The sequence below is a fragment of the Methylobacterium bullatum genome (assembly GCF_014845095.1).
In the GTDB taxonomy this organism is placed as follows: domain Bacteria; phylum Pseudomonadota; class Alphaproteobacteria; order Rhizobiales; family Beijerinckiaceae; genus Methylobacterium; species Methylobacterium bullatum.
On sequence record NZ_NKUG01000021.1, the window covers coordinates 1 to 18,540 of the forward strand.

At 67.2% G+C, this 18,540-nt stretch carries 12 protein-coding genes; 8 read left to right on the top strand and 4 right to left on the bottom strand.

The genetic code is table 11. From position 1 onward, the window contains the following. Positions 1–355: 355 nt before the first annotated feature. Positions 356–2,410: a M23 family metallopeptidase gene (locus tag MBTS_RS02845; RefSeq protein WP_192215044.1), complete on the top strand. Its 2,055-nt coding sequence runs from the start codon at positions 356–358 to the stop codon at positions 2,408–2,410. A gap of 11 nt (positions 2,411–2,421) precedes the next feature. Here MBTS_RS02845 and gluQRS read toward each other — a convergent pair whose 3' ends face one another. Both gluQRS and MBTS_RS02855 read right to left on the bottom strand, forming a co-directional pair. Further along, the gene (gluQRS, locus tag MBTS_RS02850) at positions 2,422–3,288 is read right to left on the bottom strand and encodes a tRNA glutamyl-Q(34) synthetase GluQRS (protein ID WP_147832843.1); all 867 of its coding nucleotides are present in this window, start codon (positions 3,286–3,288) and stop codon (positions 2,422–2,424) included. Between the two features lie 346 nt (positions 3,289–3,634). Beyond that, entirely contained in the window at positions 3,635–5,698 is a 2,064-nt protein-coding gene (locus MBTS_RS02855) for an ATP-binding protein (RefSeq protein ID WP_192215039.1), read from the bottom strand. Positions 5,699–6,016: 318 nt separating this feature from the next. Between MBTS_RS02855 and trpA the strand changes: the two genes are divergently transcribed. The 4 genes from trpA (at position 6,017) to MBTS_RS02875 (ending at position 10,361) form a co-directional block, all read left to right on the top strand. Continuing rightward, positions 6,017–6,883, top strand: a complete 867-nt coding sequence (trpA, locus tag MBTS_RS02860; RefSeq protein WP_192215040.1) for a tryptophan synthase subunit alpha — start codon at positions 6,017–6,019, stop codon at positions 6,881–6,883. An 82-nt stretch (positions 6,884–6,965) separates the two neighbouring features. After that, on the top strand, positions 6,966–7,868 hold the full coding sequence (gene accD, locus MBTS_RS02865; protein ID WP_056142865.1) for an acetyl-CoA carboxylase, carboxyltransferase subunit beta: 903 nt from the start codon (positions 6,966–6,968) through the stop codon (positions 7,866–7,868). 28 nt (positions 7,869–7,896) lie between these two features. Next, entirely contained in the window at positions 7,897–9,222 is a 1,326-nt protein-coding gene (locus MBTS_RS02870) for a bifunctional folylpolyglutamate synthase/dihydrofolate synthase (protein WP_056142861.1), read from the top strand. A gap of 317 nt (positions 9,223–9,539) precedes the next feature. Beyond that, entirely contained in the window at positions 9,540–10,361 is an 822-nt protein-coding gene (locus tag MBTS_RS02875) for an outer membrane protein (RefSeq protein ID WP_147832845.1), read from the top strand. Positions 10,362–10,530: 169 nt separating this feature from the next. Here MBTS_RS02875 and trxA read toward each other — a convergent pair whose 3' ends face one another. Then, the gene (trxA, locus tag MBTS_RS02880) at positions 10,531–10,851 is read right to left on the bottom strand and encodes a thioredoxin (RefSeq protein WP_018042110.1); all 321 of its coding nucleotides are present in this window, start codon (positions 10,849–10,851) and stop codon (positions 10,531–10,533) included. Between the two features lie 393 nt (positions 10,852–11,244). Here trxA and MBTS_RS02885 point away from each other — a divergent pair, with 393 nt between their 5' ends. After that, positions 11,245–12,519 (top strand): PQQ-dependent sugar dehydrogenase, encoded by a 1,275-nt coding sequence (locus MBTS_RS02885; protein ID WP_192215041.1) that lies wholly within the window; start codon positions 11,245–11,247, stop codon positions 12,517–12,519. Here the strand turns inward: MBTS_RS02885 and addA are convergent. Continuing rightward, positions 12,509–15,979, bottom strand: a complete 3,471-nt coding sequence (gene addA, locus MBTS_RS02890) for a double-strand break repair helicase AddA (RefSeq protein ID WP_192215042.1) — start codon at positions 15,977–15,979, stop codon at positions 12,509–12,511. The genes MBTS_RS02885 and addA overlap by 11 nt on opposite strands. Before the next feature lie 103 nt (positions 15,980–16,082). On the opposite strand from addA, the gene dmeF reads away from it, so the two are divergent. Next, positions 16,083–17,060, top strand: a complete 978-nt coding sequence (gene dmeF / locus MBTS_RS02895; RefSeq protein ID WP_192215043.1) for a CDF family Co(II)/Ni(II) efflux transporter DmeF — start codon at positions 16,083–16,085, stop codon at positions 17,058–17,060. A gap of 462 nt (positions 17,061–17,522) precedes the next feature. Continuing rightward, on the top strand, positions 17,523–18,540 hold a 1,018-nt coding region (locus MBTS_RS02900; protein ID WP_425324815.1), incomplete at its 3' end, for a calcium-binding protein.

The following is an 18,540-nucleotide window of genomic DNA, read 5'->3' on the forward strand; positions in this document are numbered from 1 at the left end:
ACGAATCGATTTTCGCGACAAACACATGACGCCACAACATAACTCATTGCCGGCAAACAAGGATTTCGCGCTTCGTGAACCTCGCCCCGGCTCGCGGTCTCCAGATTGACCGAGGTCAGGAGCCCCTCTGACGTAGAGCGGCGCGCCAGCCTTCGCCCAGCGATCTTCCATTCCGCCCGCGCTTTCCCGCGTGCATGGAAACATTCCCTCTCCCGAGGCGCCTCAATGTCGACATGCTCGACTTCGACATGTCGACCACCGGCCGATACCATCGGTCGTCGCTCATGGTGCGCCGTCCCTCGCGAAACGAGATCCGGCCCTCTGAAGAGAAGAGATACGCTTGCGAGGGAACACCGTGGCGCGCGGCCGGCTCAGGATCGGAGCTCCGACGAACAGCACCGACTCCCATCCAGGCCGAGCCGCCGACCCGCCTCTCGATCTGTTCCTCACCGATTCCGCCCAGATCGATCGACGTGAGGTCAACCTGCGCTGGCTCTGTGCCAGTGCGTTGACCGGGCTGACCGGGGCCGGTCTCATCGGAGCCGCGATCTACGTGTCGTTACAGGGCGACGTCTCTTTCGCCGCGGTTCCGGAACATGCGGAGATCATGGTGCGCTCCGCGCCGAACGACGACGTCGCGAACATCGCGCGCAAGGGCGACCGGCTCGTCCGCAACCTGATGATCGCGTCGGCCAAACAGACGTTCCGCTCGCCGGTGACCGTGCGCTTGGGAGACCGCGAGATCATCAAGGTCCGGCCTTTCGTACGGATCTCGACGGCGCTCTCCATGTCGACAGGCGTCTTCTCCGCCGAGGTGCCGCGCTTCGACCCGATGAAATTCGTGTCCAGCGAACCGCTCGAACGGGCGACGGAAGCGAGCGCGGCCGATGCTCCCGGCGCGGAGGTGACCGTCATCAAGCGTGATCTCACCACGATGCCGATCGAGGCGAACACGCCCGCCCTCGGCGATGACGCCGTGACCGCCCAGGTCGAAGAGGAAAAGCGGCTGGCCGCGGAGGCCGGACGACGCACGGCGCTTCCCATCGCGCCGCAAATGATGTTGTCGCGGGCGCTCCAGCAGGGTATCGCGGCTCCGGATTTCGGCGGGATCGCCCCCCCGTCCGGCGATGCGAGCCCCTTCAAGTCCATCGACGTCCTCGTGGTGCCGGAGAACGTCACCAATCTCGCGAAGACGAGCCTCCGGCAGGGCGAGACGCCGCTGGTGGAAGACCGCGACGTGGCGATCAAGCGCGGCGAGACCCTCGAAGCGCTGCTGAAGGCCACGGGCCAGGCCAGCGACGAGCAGATCAAGGGGATCGTCGCGGCTCTCGGCGGGCGGGCACGCGTCGGCGACCTCGCCGAAGGCCAACAGTTCCGCGTCCAGATCGCACCGGGTCCGAAGCCCGGAGATCCCCGGCAGGTGACTCGGGTCGTCCTGTATGGCGAGAACGGCGTCGAGGGAATCGCCGCCATCAACGATCGCGGCGCCTTCGTCTCGGTCGCGCAGGCGGTGGAAGACAAGGCGGCGCGCAAGGCGCCCGCCGCGTCGGAATCCGGAGACGACGACGAGGACGAGGATGGCGGTTCGGGCCCTCGTCTCTATCAGAGCCTCTATGAGACGGCAGCACGGCACGATCTGCCGCGCGCGACCGTGGAAGATATCGTGCGGATCTTCAGCTACGACATCGACTTCCAGCGCCGCATCGCGAGCGGCGACAGTCTCGATGTCTTCTATACGTACGACGAGGAAGGCGGTCAGGCCGCGCTCGACCGGCCGGAACTGTTGTACGCGTCGCTCAACCTCGGCGGCGAGGTGCGAAAGGTCTACCGTTTCCAGTCGCCGGACGACGGCTCCATCGATTATCTCGACGAGCAGGGCCGCTCCCTCAAAAAATTCCTGATCCGCAAGCCCATCGCCGACGGCATCATGCGCTCGGGCTTCGGTTACCGGCGCCATCCGATCCTCGGCTATGCCAAGCTCCATACCGGCGTGGATTGGGCCAACCCGATCGGTACGCCCATCGTCGCCGCCGGCAACGGCAGCGTCATCAAGGCGGAATGGGATTCGGGCTATGGCCGCCGGGTCGAGCTCCAGCACATCAACGGCTACGTCACCACCTACAACCACATGTCGCGCTTCGCCCGGGGTGTGACGGCGGGGGCCAAGGTGCGCCAAGGCCAGGTGATCGGCTATGTCGGTTCCACCGGCCTCTCCACCGGCGCGCACCTGCATTACGAGGTCATCATCAACGGCCATTTCGTCGACCCGATGAAGATCCGCGTGCCGCGCGGACGCGAACTCGACGGGCGGATGCTCACCGAGTTCACGCGCCAGCGCGAGCAGATCGAGACCACGCTGCAGAAATCCCGAGCCGGCGTCGCCATGGCCCAGCGCGACGCCCCGCGCTGAGCCCCCTCCCCTCACCCGAATCCGAGCCGGCGGCGGATCTCCGCCGGGGTGACGCCCCGAGCCCTCAGATCGCCGAGGGATTCCGAGCCGCGCGATTTGGCGAGCTTCGTCCCGTCGGGGCCGAGGATCAGGGCGTGGTGATGATAGGCCGGGCACTCAAGACCGAGCAGGGCCTGAAGCAGGACATGCAGGTCGGTCGAGGCCGCGAGGTCCGCTCCGCGAACCACGTGGCTGATGTCCTGGGCGGCATCGTCGACCACCACGGACAGGTGGTAGCTCGTCGGCACGTCGCGCCGCGCGATCGGCGCATCGCCCCAGCGGGCGGGATCGGCGACGTGGCTCGTCTCCAGGCAATCGGCGTCGAGGCAGGAAAAGCGGTGCGGCCCCGGAGCCTGCGCGAGGGCGCGGTTCATGTCGAGCCGCCAGCTATGCGGCAGACCGGCCGCGATATGTGACGCCCGCTCATCCTGGGAAAGGACGCGGCACGTGCCGGGATAGTGAGGCGCCCCGTCCGGATCGCGGGGCGGCTCCGGCCCGGCGGCCGCGATCACGGCGGCGCGGCTACAGAAGCAGGGATAGACGAGGCCGCGCGAGCGGAGTGCGTCGATGGCACGGCGATAGGCCGGAAAATGCTCGGATTGGCGCCGGACGGAACCGCCGAACCCGATCCCGAGCCAAGCGAGATCGTCCGCGATGGCGGCGATCAGGTCCGGGCGCGAGCGCACCGGATCGATATCCTCGATCCGCAGGATGAGGTCGCCGCCGAGCCGCGCGGCGAACAGCTCGTTCACCAGGGCGGAATAGGCGTGCCCGAGATGGAGGCGCCCGTTGGGGCTCGGCGCGAAGCGAAGGCGGATCGGAACGGACGACCCGGTCATCCCCCGGAATGGCGCCGGCACAGCTCTGCTTTGGGAACGCAGGCGATACCCGGCATGGAGCAGGCTATCCCCTCCCCGTAGCGCCGACAGACCGTGCAGCCGTCGCTCCACTCGGCGCAGGACGCATCGGCTGCCGGAGAAACCGGTCCTGAACGCCCGTGCGAAGAGGGCGCGAACGTGCCGATCAGGACGGTGACCACCACGACGGCCGCCACGGCCAAGGCCACGAGACCATCCCTGCTCTGCGATGTCGGCACGGGTGCCGCGGCATCCGATGGTGGCGAGGTTGGTGCGCGCATGGCCCGTGTTCGCTCGCTCGCCGCGCCCTGTCAACGCGAATTGCCTCTCAGGCCACGGTGACGACACGGCGTTCGAGGAGGGCGGGCAAGGCCTTGAGGTCGAGGGGTTTTGCCAGGAATTCGTCGAACCCGGCCTCCCGCGCGGCCAATTCGTCCTCGCGACCGGTATTGGCGGTGAGCGCCACCAGCCGGAGCGGCGCGCGATGGTGCTCGGCCTCGCTGGCACGCAGCCGCCGCGCCGTTTCCAGCCCATCGATTCCCGGCATGCGGATGTCGATGAGGGCGAGGTCGAACCGGGATGCGGGATGGTCGAGCCGAGCCAGCGCCTCAGACCCGTCCCGCGCCAGAACCACCGTCGCACCGAGACGCTCCAGAGCCCTGGTGGCCAGCAGGGCGTTGATCGGGTTGTCCTCGGCGAGAAGCACGTGGACGCCCGCCCCCGCGCGCGCGCCGTCCTTGTCCGCCGGGATCGCGCCGTCGTCGGGCACCGGTTTCGGCGCGGGGCCGGTCGCTTCCACCGAGGAGCTCGGCGCCAGCAGCCTGTCGAACAGTGAGCGCGCCCGGACCGGCTTGATCAGGTAGCTGTCGAAGCCCGCCGCCCCCGGCGCACCGAATTCCCGCCGATCGAAGGGGGACAGCAGAATGAGGCTGCAGCGCACGCCGCGCCGCCTGGCTTCCGCCGCGAGGCTGCGCACGCTCGCGTCGCCGAGGGCGCGATCGGCGATCACCGCATCGAAGGGCACGCCCGACAGCGTATCGAGCCCGGCCTCGACGGTCGGCACCACCACCGCCGACGCGCCGGACCGGGACAGGCGCCGGGCGAGGAACGGCGCCTGATAGGGAGAATCGGCGACGATCAGGATCTTCCGCCCCTGCAGCGAGACGGGCGGCAGCGCATCCTCCGACGCAGCGCCGACCGGCAGGGGCAAGTGGACTGTGAAGGTGCTGCCCTGGCCGACGACCGAGCGCGCGTCGATGTGTCCCCCCATCCGCGAGGCGAGGCGCCGGCTGATGGCGAGACCGAGCCCGGTTCCCTCATGGCGCGTGCTGGCGCTGTTGTCGCCCTGCTCGAATTCCTCGAACAGGATCGGGATGCGCGCGGCGGGGATACCCGCCCCCGTATCCGAGACCGCCAGGACGATCTCCTGCGCGACCCATGTCACCGTGACGCCGACCCCGCCCTGATTGGTGAACTTGATGGCGTTGCCCGCGAGATTGACCACGATCTGCCGGACACGGTCCGCATCGCCGATGAATTCGGACGGCACGTCGTCGGCGACGTCGATGGCGATCTCGATGCCCTTGTCCTGGGCGCGGGGCGCCAGGAGTTCGACCACGCCTTCCACCACCGCCCGGAGATCGAAGGGTTCGGCCGACAGGTCGAGGCGTCCCGCCTCGATCCGCGAGAAATCGAGGATGCCGTCGATGAGGGTCAGCAAGGCCCGGCCCGACGTGTGCACCGCCTCCACGTAGGTCCGCTGCTCGGCATCGAGGCCGGTCTCGAGGACGAGGTCGGCCATGCCGAGAATGCCGTTCAACGGCGTGCGGAACTCGTGGCTGACGGTGGCGAGAAAGCGCGACTTGGCGACGTTGGCCGCTTCGGCGCGGTGGAGCGCCTCGTCGAGAGAGCGGGCGGATTCGATCCGTTCGGTGATGTCCGAGCCCGCCCGCAGCCATTGCGTGCGTCCTCCGGGACCGGTGACGCGCATCTCGATGAAGGAGAACCAGCGCGGAATGCCGTCGACGGGGCGCACCTGCATCTCGACACGGCTGACGCCGTCGGATTGCTGTTGCCGAGGCCCCTGGTCCAGGATTTCGAGGTCCACCGTCGAGCCGAGCAGCGTCAGCGGTTCGACCCCGAAGAGACGCCCGAATCCATCGTTGGCGAAGGTGATGCGCCCTTGCGTGTCCCGCTGGACGATGACGTCGGTGGTCGCCTCCACGAGCGCGCGGTAGCGCTCCTCGCTCTCGGACATCCGCCAGATACTGTCCTGGAGACGTTCGACCTCGGACGCGTCGCCCGCCGGCCGTCGCAGGCCTCGGGCGACCAGGCTCGCCGTGGCCAGGACCGCGAACAGGGTGATGGCGAGAGCGACCTCCAGGGTGATCATCGACCTCTCCGTGGGGCGGCCCGAGCGGATCGCCGCAGGGCGAACCGCCGCGCGGTGCGACGATGATGCCGAGGTTCCCGCTCCCACTCCATTCCTGTCATTCGCATGTGAGATTGAAGGACGGCTTTCGAAAGGAGCTTAAGGCTTCCTTGCCGCGACGGACGACATCCCTCGCCCCGCATCGGTGCCGTCACGCTCATAGCCGATGCCGGACAGCTTGGCGCGCCGCGCTTCACGGGCAGGCCGCGATGGTGTAGGCGCGACGGCTTGTACCTGGGCCGTCCCTCCCCCGAGGCCAGGCCGCGAGACGCAGGCACCATGACCTTTTCTTCGTCAGAGACCTCTTCGCAGCCGGACACCGCCGGTTCCACGAAGACACGCATCGAGGCCACCTTCGCCCGCTGCCGCGCGGAGAAGCGCGCCGCCCTCGTGACCTACGTCATGGCCGGCGACCCCGATGCCGAGACCTCCCTGAAGGTGCTCCGGGCGCTGCCGCCGGCCGGCGCCGACATCGTCGAGTTCGGCCTTCCCTTCACCGACCCGATGGCGGACGGGCCGGCGATCCAGGCGGCGGCGTTGCGCGCCCTCGCGGGCGGGCAGGATCTGGTCAAGACCCTCGACCTCGTCCGCCGTTTCCGGGAGGACAATTCCGGAACCCCGGTGATCCTGATGGGATATTACAACCCGATCCATGCCTACGGCGTCGACCGGTTCCTCGACGACGCCGTCGCGGCGGGGATCGACGGGCTCATCGTCGTCGACCTGCCGCCGGAGGAGGACGACGAACTCTGCCTGCCGGCGCTCGCCAAGGGACTGGCCTTCATTCGGCTGGCGACGCCCACCACCGACGAGCGCCGCCTCCCCGCCGTCCTCGCGAACACGGCCGGCTTCGTCTATTATGTGTCGATCAACGGCATCACCGGCACGGCGACACCCGATTTCGGTCGGGTGGCCGAGGCGGTGGGCCGGATCCGCAGCCATACGGACCTGCCCGTGGTGGTCGGCTTCGGCGTCCGGACGGGCGTCCAGGCCGCCGCGATCGCCAAGGGCGCGGACGGCGTGGTCGTCGGCTCCGCCCTCGTGGATGTGATCCACCGGGCGGTGGTGGACGGCCGGGACGCCGCCGAGACGGTGAGCGAATTGGTGCGCGAACTGGCCGAGGGCGTGCGCGGCCGGACCGCCTGAGAGAACCACACCGGAACGATCCGTCCGCGAGCCGATCCCCGGCTCATCCGAGACCCCTTCCCTCAAGAACGGTCAGTCGACGATGGTTGAACCCATGAACTGGATCTCGGAGGTCGTGCGCCCCAGGATCAAGACCCTGTTCAAGCGCGAGACGCCCGAGAATCTGTGGGTCAAATGCCCGGATAGCGGGCAGATGGTGTTCCACAAGGAGGTGGAGGGAAACCACTGGGTCATCCCGGGGTCCGAGCATCATCTGAAGATGAGCGCGCAGGCGCGCCTGAAGATGATGTTCGACGAGGGCACCTGGATCGACGTGCCCCTGCCGGAGGTGGCCGCCGACCCGCTCAAGTTCCGTGACGAGAAGCGCTATGCCGACCGCCTGAAGGACGCCCGTGCCAAGACCGGGATGCCCGACGCCTTCAAGATCGGCTTCGGCCGGGTCTCGGGAATGCCGATGACGCTGGCGGTGCAGGATTTCGCCTTCATGGCCGGCTCCCTCGGTATGGCGGCGGGTGAGGCCTTCGTGCGCGGCGCCGAGACGGCGCTGGACAAGCGCACGCCCTACATTCTGTTCTCGGCCTCCGGCGGCGCACGCATGCAGGAGGGCATCCTGTCGCTCATGCAGATGCCGCGCACGACGGTGGCCGTGCGCCGGCTGAAAGCGGCGAAACTCCCCTACATCGTGGTGCTCACCAACCCGACCACGGGCGGCGTCACCGCTTCCTACGCCATGCTGGGGGACGTCCATCTCGCCGAGCCCGGTGCCCTGATCTGCTTTGCCGGGCCGCGCGTCATCGAACAGACGATCCGCGAGAAACTGCCCGACGGGTTCCAGCGCGCCGAGTATCTGCAGGAACACGGAATGGTCGATCAGGTCGTGCACCGGCATGCCCTGAAGGACACGATCTCACGACTCTGCGGCTTGCTGATGAACCAGCCTGCGGCGGCACCGGCCGGCGCGGGCGCCGTTGCCGAGCCGGCCTGAGCCCACACGCTATACGGCGAGCCGATCCATGGATTCCTCCGACGCGCTGATGGCCCGCTTCCTGGCCCTTCATCCTCGCACGATCGACCTGTCGCTGGGCCGGATCCAGCGCCTGCTCGAACGGCTCGGGCACCCGGAACGCAAGCTGCCTCCGGTCATTCATGTGGCCGGCACCAACGGCAAGGGCTCGACCATCGCCTTCATGCGGGCGATTCTCGAAGCCGGCGGCCTCGCTGCGCATGTCTACACCTCGCCCCACCTCGTGCGCTTCCACGAGCGCATCCGCATCGGTGCGGTGGGGGGCGGCAGCTATGTGCCCGAGGACCAGCTCGCCGACGCCCTCGCCCGCTGCGAGGCATCCAATGCGGGCGAGCCGATCACGGTGTTCGAGATCACCACCGCCGCGGCCTTCCTCCTGTTCTCGGAGACCCCGGCCGACGTGCTCCTGCTCGAAGTGGGGCTCGGTGGGCGGGTCGACGCCACCAACGTGATCGACAATCCCGCGGCCGCCGTCGTCACGCCGATCGGGCGCGACCATGCGGAGTATCTCGGCGACACCGTCGAAGCGGTGGCGACCGAGAAGGCGGGCATCTTCAAGCGCGGTTGCCCGGCGATCATCGCCGCCCAGGATTACAAAGAGGCGGATTCGGTGCTCTGCCGCATCGCCGAGGAGATCGGAGCCACGCCGATCCGGGTCGGGAACCAGGATTTCTCGGTCCATGCCGAGCGCGGCCGCATCGTCTACCAGGACGAGCTCGACCTGTTCGACCTGCCCCAGCCCCGCCTCAACGGACGGCATCAGTTCACCAACGCCGCCACCGCCATCGCGGCCCTGCGCGCGGCCGGTTTCGGCGATATCGGAGTGGAGGCCATCGAGACCGGCCTCAACAAGGTCGAATGGCCGGGCCGCCTCCAGCGGCTCACCCGCGGCCGCCTGTCCGACATGGCACCGAACGATGCGGAGCTCTGGCTCGATGGCGGCCACAATATCGATGGCGGTCGTATTCTCGCGACCGCGATGGCGGATCTCGGCGAGCGCAGCGACGTGCCGCTGATCCTGGTGGTGGGCCTTCTCGGCACGAAGGACGCGGAAGGCTTCCTGCGTAACTTCGTGGGGCTGGCGCGGCACCTGATCGCGGTCCCGATCGGAGGCCAGATGGCGGCGCGGCCGGCCGAGGAGGTCGCCCAGATCGCCGCCGATGTGGGGCTCACCGCCTATGTGGCCTCCAGCGTCGAGGCCGCCCTGGAGAGCCTCTCCGACATCGCCTTCGAGCGGCCGCCGCGTATCCTGATCTGCGGTTCGCTCTATCTCGCGGGCAACGTCCTCACCGCCAACGGTACGCCTCCGACCTGATCGCGTCGGGTGGGAGGCGGTCTCCTGGCGGAAGGCAAGTGATTCTGCCGGACGAGTCCTTGCCCTCGTCGAACAGGGTTACCGCATCGTTTGTCTTGGACAACCATGCCGGACGAGGGTCTCCGGCATCGGCGGGACGTGACGAACACAGCGTCCTTGCTTAGGATCGGCGGACGACACATCGCGACAATCCCCGCTTTTCACCGGACTGGCCACACTTGTGGCATCGGATATCGAGTGTGGCTCCTGCGCTACATCTCGACTGCCCGAAATCGACTAGTTTGATTGTGGATCGGGCAACTCGCTGGGGATCAACGATGAAAAAGCTTCTCACCTCTTTCGCGGCCTTCACGGCCCTCACTGCAGCGGCAACCGCCGCCGACCTTCCGCGTCGCGCTGCGCCGCCGGTCTTCGTGCCGGTGCCGGTGTTCACCTGGACGGGCGCTTACTTCGGTATCAACGCCGGTTACGGCTTCGACGCCGGTAGCGACAGCAACCGTTACAACCTCCCGGCCGGCTCCGTGCTGAACTCGGGCACCACCAATGGTGTCCTGTCGGTCGGCAACGGCAACAACACCGAAGGCTTCGTCGGCGGTGGCCAAGTCGGCTACAACTACCAGTTCACCCCGGGCGCGGGCTTGGTCGTCGGTCTCGAAGCTGACGCTCAGTACACCGATTTCAGCAACCGTTCGCGTCTGTTCCCCGGTTCGGCTGTCAGCTTCACCGGCACCCCGGGCGTTGCTGGTGGCTCCGCTGTCCGGACCCCCGGTAGCGAGATGAACTTCTTCGGTACGGTTCGCGGCCGCGTCGGTTACGCCTTCGACCGCGTCCTGTTCTACGGCACCGGCGGCTTCGCCTACGGCGACGGCGGCACCGGCCGCGACGATTTCCGCACCGGCTACACCGCTGGTGGCGGCATCGAGTACGCCATGCCCGTCGACTCGTTCCTGAACTTCTTCCGCTCTTCGGCCGTGACGCTGAAGGTCGAAGGTCTCTATGTGAACCTCGAGCAGGATGGCCGCGGCGCCCGCTCCGTCTACAACCCGGCCACGAACGTGCTCACGCTCAGCCCCTCGGCTCGTGAGACCGAGTTCGCCGTCGTCCGCGCCGGTCTGAACTACAAGTTCGGCTCGTACTAAGCCGTTACGTCGCAACGTCGACACAGGTCTCGAAACGGAGAAGCCCGGCCTCATGGCCGGGTTTTTCGTTTCCGAACCATGGTCCGCACCGGCCGGTGCGCACCACCGGACATAAAAAAAGCCCGGCCTTCCGAGGCCGGGCTTTTTCACGATGGTCGATCGCGAGCGTTCAGGCGCTGGCCTGGATCCAGCGGGAGAGATCGCCCTTCGGCGCCGCGCCGACCTTCTGGCTGGCGAGCTCACCGCCCTTGAAGATCAGGAGGGTGGGAATCGAGCGGATGCCGTATTTGGCGGCGATACCGGGATTCTCGTCCACGTTGACCTTGGCGATCTTCACGCGACCCTGCATGTCGGCCGAGATTTCTTCGAGGGCCGGGCCGATCTGACGGCAGGGGCCGCACCATTCCGCCCAGAAATCCACGACCACGGGCTCGGCGGACTTGAGAACGTCCTGCTCGAAGCTCGCGTCGGTCACTTTTACCGTCGCCATTGCGATCCCTTTCTCATTGCACGGTCGGCGAGACGAGGCCTGCGCCGGCTTGAGAGCGAGAGTTGGCGACGTGAACCGGGACGGTCAAGGCGTAAGATGCCAAGGGCGGGACAGCCGTTCGATTCTCGCATGCATCATCCACCGGTCTTCATCCACCGCGCTCATGCGAGACCGCCCCGGCCGCCTGTCCCCCGCATGATTCCCGTTGCCCCTCGCCAAAGCCGTCGCTTCGCCCCATCTCCCAGCGTGACCGGCAATCCTCGCGGCGAGCGTCCCAGCACGCATGCCCATGATGAGCCGGTGCCATACGGGCTCGGCCGCCATCCGGCGATCGAGCCCCGAAACAGGCCGAGAGCCGGTGCCCTCAACGCCGGCCATGGAGGACATCACCACGTGACGCGCATCTCTCCGACCTTGCTTGCCTCCTTCGCCGCCCTGAGCCTCGGCACCGGTGCGTTCGCCCAGGATGGCAAATCCGGAACGCCTCAGCCGCGGATCGGGGGCGAGTCCTTCGCAGCGCCCCAGAACGAGGCCACGGGCGGGGAGCCCGCCGAAACGGCGCCCGCGAATACGGGCTACAAACCCCTGCTGCCCAACCAGACCCGCGCGCCGAAGCCCCTCGAAGCCACCAAGGTCCAGAGCACCGTCGTCGCCAAGGGCCTCGACAGTCCCTGGGCCATGGAGTTCCTGCCGGATGGCCGCATGCTGGTCACGGAGAAGGCCGGGAAGCTGCGCATCGTCGCCAAGGACGGCACGGTCGGCCAGCCCATCGCCGGCGTGCCGAAAGTGGATGCGCGGGGCCAGGGCGGTCTGCTCGACGTGGCCCTGAGCCCGAGCTTCGTCTCCGACCGTCTGATTTATGTCAGCTACTCCGAGCCGCGCGACAAGGGGAACGGCACGACGGTCGCCCGCGCCAAGCTCATCGAGGAGAAGGATGGCGGTCGTCTCGACGAGGTGAAGGTCATCTTCCGCCAGACGCCGTCCTACGAGGGCGACAAGCATTTCGGCTCCCGCCTCGTCTTCGCGCCGGACGGCAAGCTGTTCGTCACCGTCGGCGAGCGCTCGGACAAGGGACCGCGTGTCCAGGCCCAGGACCTCACCAGCGGCCTCGGCAAGGTCTTCCGCATCGACACCGACGGCAATGCGCCGAAGGACAACCCGTTCACGGGCGGCGAGAAGGCCAAACCCGAAATCTGGTCCTACGGGCACCGCAACATCCAGTCCGCCGCCCTCGATGGCCAGGGGCGCCTCTGGACCGTCGAGCACGGCCCGCGCGGCGGCGACGAGCTCAATCGCCCCCGGCCCGGATTGAACTACGGCTGGCCGGAAGTGACCTACGGCATCGAGTATAGCGGCGAGAAGATCGGCGAGGGAAAGACCCAGGCGGGCGGCACGGTCCAGCCGGTCTATTACTGGGATCCAGTGATCGGCCCGTCCGGCATGGCGTTCTACACCGGCACCCTGTTCCCCGCCTGGAAGGACGCCTTCCTCGTCGGTGGACTCGTGAGCGGCGGCATCGTCGCGCTGAAGCTTGACGGCGACAAGGTGGTCACCGAGGAGCGCATCCCCCTCGATCACCGTATCCGCGACGTGAGGGTCGCCGGCGATGGCGCGGTCTATGCGGTGACGGACGGCCCGGACGGACAGATCCTCAAGCTCACGCCGTAATCGCGGTGTGAGCCGGGCGGGAGGAGAGTGAGGCGAGCGCCGACGCGATGTCGGCCTCGCCGAGATGGCGGATGACCGGACCGGACGTCCAGACCAGCATCGCTTCGACAGGGCGCCCCGGATAGATGTCCCGCAGGAGCGCCACGTAGAGGGCGATCTGCGCCGCCTCGTCTTCGGGAATGGGAGCACGGTCGGATGGCGGCCGGCTCGTCTTGAAATCCGCCACGACGATCCGTTCGGGGCGGATACTCAGGCGATCGACCCGTCCGAAGACCGGTCGCGACACGCCCCCGACGCCGACATGTCCCGAGATCGTGACCTCGGCCCTCGCATCGCCGTCGAAGAGCACGGCGAGGGCGGGATCGTTGACGAGGTTCAGAACATCCGAAACCAGCCGGTCCTGGTCCGCCGCCGGAAGCGACGGCGCCCGCGCCTTCACGAAGGCGGAGGCCGCGCTCGCTCGCTGATGGGGATCGAGGCGCGGAAGATGTTCGATGAGCGAGTGGATCAGGATGCCGCGACGGCGGGCCTGCGGGTTGGCCTGCCGCCTCGGCACCGTGCGCTGACCATCCGCGGCGCCAAGGGCTCCGGAGGGACTGACCGGCGGCGCCGCCTCGACCTCCGACCCCGCCGATGTCCTCAACCATCCGGGGATCGACGATGCTGCTTCCGCAGGGGGCGAGGAAGCGGCCACAGCGGGTCGTACAGGTCCGTCCCGCCATAGCAGCACGGGACCGTAGGCGGCCTCGAGGGATTCGCCCGGCCCGAACGCCTGTTCCAGCCCCTTCCGGACCATCTCGCACCAGGCGGTCTCGCCCTGCTCCTCATGGCCGCGATACGGCGCGACGGTGAGACGGTCTGCTGCGCGGGTGAGCGCCACGTAGAGGAGACGGTTGTGTTCCTCGCGGGCGCGGGCCTGATGCGCCTCGCGGGCGGCAGCGACCGCTTGCGTATCCTGAGACTTCGACCCGGCCCAGACCGGCGGCATCGCCTCGTCACGCCCCCCCGGCATGGCGAGCAGATGCGGATCGTTGCGCCCGAGGGGTTCGCAGCCGTCGATCATGACGACGACGGGGGCTTCCAGCCCCTTGGCGCCGTGAATCGTCATCACCCGGACCTCGTCGCGGCCGGATTCGAGATCGCGCTTGACGGTAAGACCATTGGCGCCCCGTCCCGGAGCGATGTCGTAGCGGGTGAGGAAGCCGTCCAGCGAGGGAGCCTCGGAGGCCTGCTCGGCCTCGGCGGCCTTCATCAGAAACACGTCGATGGCGTCCCCCGCCTCGCCACCGAGGCGGGAGACCAGCCGCATCCGCCCCTCATGCGGCCCGAGCAGGCTGGCATAGAATCCGAAAGGCCCGTGCCGGGCCGCCAGGTCGGACCACAGGGTGAGGGCCTCATGCCCGCGTATCGCCGCCGGGTCGCCCGCCGCCGCATGGCGGGCCAGGGCGTCCTCCAGGGTCTCGCTCTCCTCGCGCCGGGCGGCGATGCGGACGAGGTCGTCGTCGTCGAGCCCGACGAGGGGCGTCTTCAGGGCGCCGGCCAGGGTGAGATCGTCGGCGGGCAGCAGGCCGGCGCGGCCGATGGAGACGAGGTCGTTCACCGCGATATGGGCGGTGATGTCCAGGCGGTCCTGGCCCGCCACGGGGACGCCGCAGACCTTCAGGGCACGGATCACCTCCTCGAAGGCGGCGGAGCGCTTGCGCACCAGGATGAGCACGTCGCCGGGACGCCACACGCGCCCGCCTTCGTCGCCGGTGGTGGTCCAAGCCTTCACCGCCCGCGCCACGCGCCGCGCCGTGACGATGGACGGCGCATTGGCCTCCGGTGCGTCGACCGGGGCCGCCCAGGCATCGGGCTCCTCCTCCTGCGCCGGAACCTCGATGGGCCAGATCTCGACCACGCCCGGCGCGTCCCGCCGGGCCGTCTCGTGCGTCGTGCCGACGGCCGCGTCGTCGAAGGACAGGCCCTGGTAATGCTCGGGAACGGCGAAGGTGGCGTCCACCGCGCGCAGGATGCCTTTCGTCGAGCGGAACGACACGTTCAGCGTCACGTCCTCGAAGGCGAGGCCCGCCTGTTTCGAGGCCGCGCGCCATTCGCGATGCACGGTCGCGAACTCGCGCGGCTCGGCCCCCTGGAAACTGTAGATCGACTGCTTCGGGTCACCCACGGCGAAGCGCGTGCGCAGCCCCTCGCGAGCGCCCTCGCCGCTGGCGAAATCGGCCGTGATGCGGCGCAGGATGTCCCATTGGCGCGGGTTGGTGTCCTGCGCCTCGTCCACGAGGACGTGATCGATGCCGCGGTCGAGCTTGTACAGGACCCAGGCGGCGTCCACCCGCGAGAGCAGATCGAGAGCCTTGTGGATCAGGTCGTCGAAATCGAGGGCGCCGAGGCGCGCCTTCTGACGCTCGACCCGCCGGTGGATCTCGGCGACGAGGACGAACAGGGCCTGCGTCCGTTCCAGGGCCTTGGCCGCGCGCAAGGTATCGAACAGGGGATCGAGCCGGTCGCGTTCGGCGAGGAGCGCCTCCTTCACCTCCGCCGGGACGTCTTTCGTGCCGAGACTCCTGTCCGCCTTCGGGGTGCCCTTCTCGGTGAAGAACACCGAACGGTAGAGGTCGAGGCGGGCGGCAGCCTCACAGGTCGCCTCCGCCGCGACCAGCCTGTCGGCGAGCCCCTCGTCTGTGGATTTTCCCGTGCGCAGGCGCTGGGCGAGGCCGCTCCAATCGTCGAGCCCCCCGGTGAGGATGCGGTCGAGGACCGTATCGGCCGTCTCGCCGGCCGAGAGGCCGAGGGAGCGCGACAGGGCGGCGATGGGACCGGAGAGACCGTCCGTCCCGTCAAACGTCGCCTGCGCCCGCATGGCCGCGCGCAGGATCGCGCGGAGCGTATCGCCCGTGGCCTCCGGGCCGACCCGGTCCCAGGCGGAGCGCAGATCGGGGTTGCGGCCGGTCATCGCCAGGGCGAGAACCCGGTCGGTCTCGGCCGCGAACAGGTCGGCGGCCTGGTTCTCGTCGAGCACCTGGAAGCGGGCGGGCACGTTGGCCTCGAACGGGAACATGTGCAGGAGCCGCTCGCAGAGGGCGTGCAGGGTCTCGATCTTGAGGCCGCCCGGTGTCTCCACGGCACGGGCGAACAGGCGCCGTGCCGCCTTCAAGGTCCGGCGTGCCGGAGACTCGCCGGTCAGTTCGGTGAGTTCGGCAGTGAGCGCGGCATCGTCCAGGGTGACCCAGCGGCCCAGGGTCCGGAACACCCGGATCGACATGTTGGCGGCGGCCGCCTTGGTGAAGGTGAGGCAGAGGATGCGGGCGGGCGGCGCCCCGTTCAGCAGCAGGCGCACCACCCGGTCGGTGAGGACCTTCGTCTTTCCCGCCCCCGCATTGGCGGAGACCCAGGCCGAGGCCAGGGGATCGGCGGCGCGGCGCTGGCTCGCCTTGGTGAGATCGTCGACGACGAAGGGCAACCTGTCTGCTCCGGGCTTGGCTCCCTCTCTCCATAGAGAAGGATGATCGCCCCGCCAAAGCACCCTATGTTCGGCTGGACGATTCTTTCAGGACACCCCCTTCATGCACAGCCACAGCATCGAGACCTGGCAGCACCGCCACGATTTCCTCGGACACGCGCATGAGCGCAACGAGCGCCGGACCGTCCTCGTCGTCGGGCTGACCCTGGCGATGATGGTCGCCGAGATCGTCGGCGGGACGGTCTTCGGGTCGATGGCCCTCACCGCCGACGGATGGCACATGTCCACCCATGCGGCCGCCCTCGGCATCGCGGCCCTGGCCTATCGCTTCGCCCGCCTGCATGCCGACGACCCGCGCTTCGCCTTCGGCACCGCCAAGCTCGGCGATCTCGCGGCCTTCGCCAGCGCCATCATCCTCGCCATGATCGCGCTCGCCATCGGCTATGAAAGCGTGCTGCGCCTCAACAGCCCCCAGGCCATCGCCTTCGGCGAAGCCCTGCCGATCGCGATCCTGGGCCTTCTCGTGAACCTCGCCAGCGCCTGGCTGCTCCACGGCGACGGGCACGACCACGCCCATCACCACGACCACGCGCACGATCACGGCCATCACGAGGGGCACGGCCATGGCGACCATGGGGACACCAACTTGCGGGCGGCCTATGTCCACGTCCTGGCCGATGCGCTGACATCGGTACTGGCCATCGCGGCCCTGCTGGCGGGTCGCTATCTCGGCATCGCCTGGCTCGATCCGGCCATGGGACTGGTGGGCGCGGCGGTCATCGTCGCCTGGTCCTGGACCCTGATCCGCTCCGCCGGCGCGACGCTGCTCGATGCGGTGCCGGATCGGGGGCTCGCTCACTCCGTGCGGACGCGGCTGGAATCGAACGGCGACACGATCACCGATCTCCACCTCTGGCGCCTCGGCCCCGGCCATACCGGCCTGATCGTCTCCCTCGTCTCCGACCACCCGCAGGAACCGGCGATGTACAAGGCGAAGCTGGCCGATCTGGACGGGCTCTCGCACATCACCGTGGAGGCGAATCTCTGCCCGAACCATGGGACGGAACGGATGCCCGGGTGAGGCGCACTGTCCGCGATCCACGGAGTTCATCGGGTTCGTCGGGCGGCATGCCCGGCATTCGGCAGTAAACGGAAGGGCGTTGAGAGTACCGGCGGCATCCGCTCGGCGCTGGGCGTCCGTTGTAGCACGCCATTTGCCATGGCCTCGATCAGGCAGTGGATTGGTGGGGCGATGTAGAAGGCTTGCCTTCCCCCCGCCGCCGAATCGCAAGAGACGTGTCATGTCCAATTAAGCGGATCACGGTTTCATGGACTTGACTGTCATCTATATAACTTTAATCGACAAAAACTATCTATGCTGATATTTTTCTTAGTAAATCAAATTTTTAATATATATATTTATAAAAATGATGGCTAACTTACGATGTAGACGTATAAACGAGTATTTTAAATATTTTTTAAACTATTGCTATCAGTCTAAGCTTGTTTAATCGCAATATGATTCGTTGCAGAGGGGCTGGACGTGGCGTTTTTTAAATTTACCTATGAGGGTGATTATAAATCGGACAACTCGGACTTCATATTCAGTTCCCAGATGGCCGCCGGCGTTCGTGCAATCGATTTCGGCCCCGGCACGGCCATCGCCGGATATGAAGGCTTCGGTAATTCTCTAGTCTATGCCTTCTCCGGGCCGGGATTAGAAACCGTCTTTGGTGAAGTTGGATATACCACGCCCCGAATCGGCATTTTCGGCGACACCAGCGACTTTGCCTATACGGCGAGGATCACCGGGGGCGATTATGGGGATGTGATTCTCACGGGGGCGGGCAATGACGTCCTGAACGGTGGCGGCGGCAACGATACGCTGGAGGGCGGCCTCGGCTCGAACAACATCGATGGAGGCACCGGGAAGAATACCCTGAGTTATGAGCATTTCCAGGAGTACGAAGCCGACAGCGAGGGTAATTTTTACGGTGTCATCGTAAACATGGCCAGCAACATCGGCACGGATCACTCAAATAGAATCCTTTCGGAAACTTTTTCCAATATCTCGAATATCCGTGGCAGCGATTACACCGATACTATAATTGGAGACACCAAGAACAACGTCATCGAAGGCGGCGGCTTTGGCGACGTCCTGTCTGGGGGGGATGGCCGCGACACGCTGAGCTATCAACATTCCTTCGACGCCGTAAAGATCGATCTCTCGACGAACACCGCTTCCAATGGCGATGCTTCGGGAGATAACATTCAGTTGTTCGAAAATTTGCTCGGCAGCGCCTGGAGCGACATTCTCGTCGGAGATACCGGGGACAATGTCATCGAAGGGGGCGCCAGCAGCGACTCCATGTTCGGAGGCGCCGGCAACGACACGTTGAGCTATCAGCAATCCAGCGCGGGTGTAACGGTCGATCTCCTGTTTGACGTCGGCTTCGGCGGCGATGCGGAAGGCGATACTTATAGTTCGTTCGAGAATCTGATCGGCAGTACGTCCGAAGATGTCCTCAGTGGAACCGAAGACGCCAACACGCTGAACGGCA

Coding starts and splice junctions, on each gene's coding strand:
- gluQRS (WP_147832843.1), bottom strand. CDS start 3,288: ATGACCGGGTCGTCCGTTCCGATCCGCCTTCGCTTCGCGCCGAGCCCC.
- MBTS_RS02855 (WP_192215039.1), bottom strand. CDS start 5,698: ATGATCACCCTGGAGGTCGCTCTCGCCATCACCCTGTTCGCGGTCCTG.
- trpA (WP_192215040.1), top strand. CDS start 6,017: ATGACCTTTTCTTCGTCAGAGACCTCTTCGCAGCCGGACACCGCCGGT.
- accD (WP_056142865.1), top strand. CDS start 6,966: ATGGTTGAACCCATGAACTGGATCTCGGAGGTCGTGCGCCCCAGGATC.
- MBTS_RS02870 (WP_056142861.1), top strand. CDS start 7,897: ATGGATTCCTCCGACGCGCTGATGGCCCGCTTCCTGGCCCTTCATCCT.
- MBTS_RS02875 (WP_147832845.1), top strand. CDS start 9,540: ATGAAAAAGCTTCTCACCTCTTTCGCGGCCTTCACGGCCCTCACTGCA.
- trxA (WP_018042110.1), bottom strand. CDS start 10,851: ATGGCGACGGTAAAAGTGACCGACGCGAGCTTCGAGCAGGACGTTCTC.
- dmeF (WP_192215043.1), top strand. CDS start 16,083: ATGCACAGCCACAGCATCGAGACCTGGCAGCACCGCCACGATTTCCTC.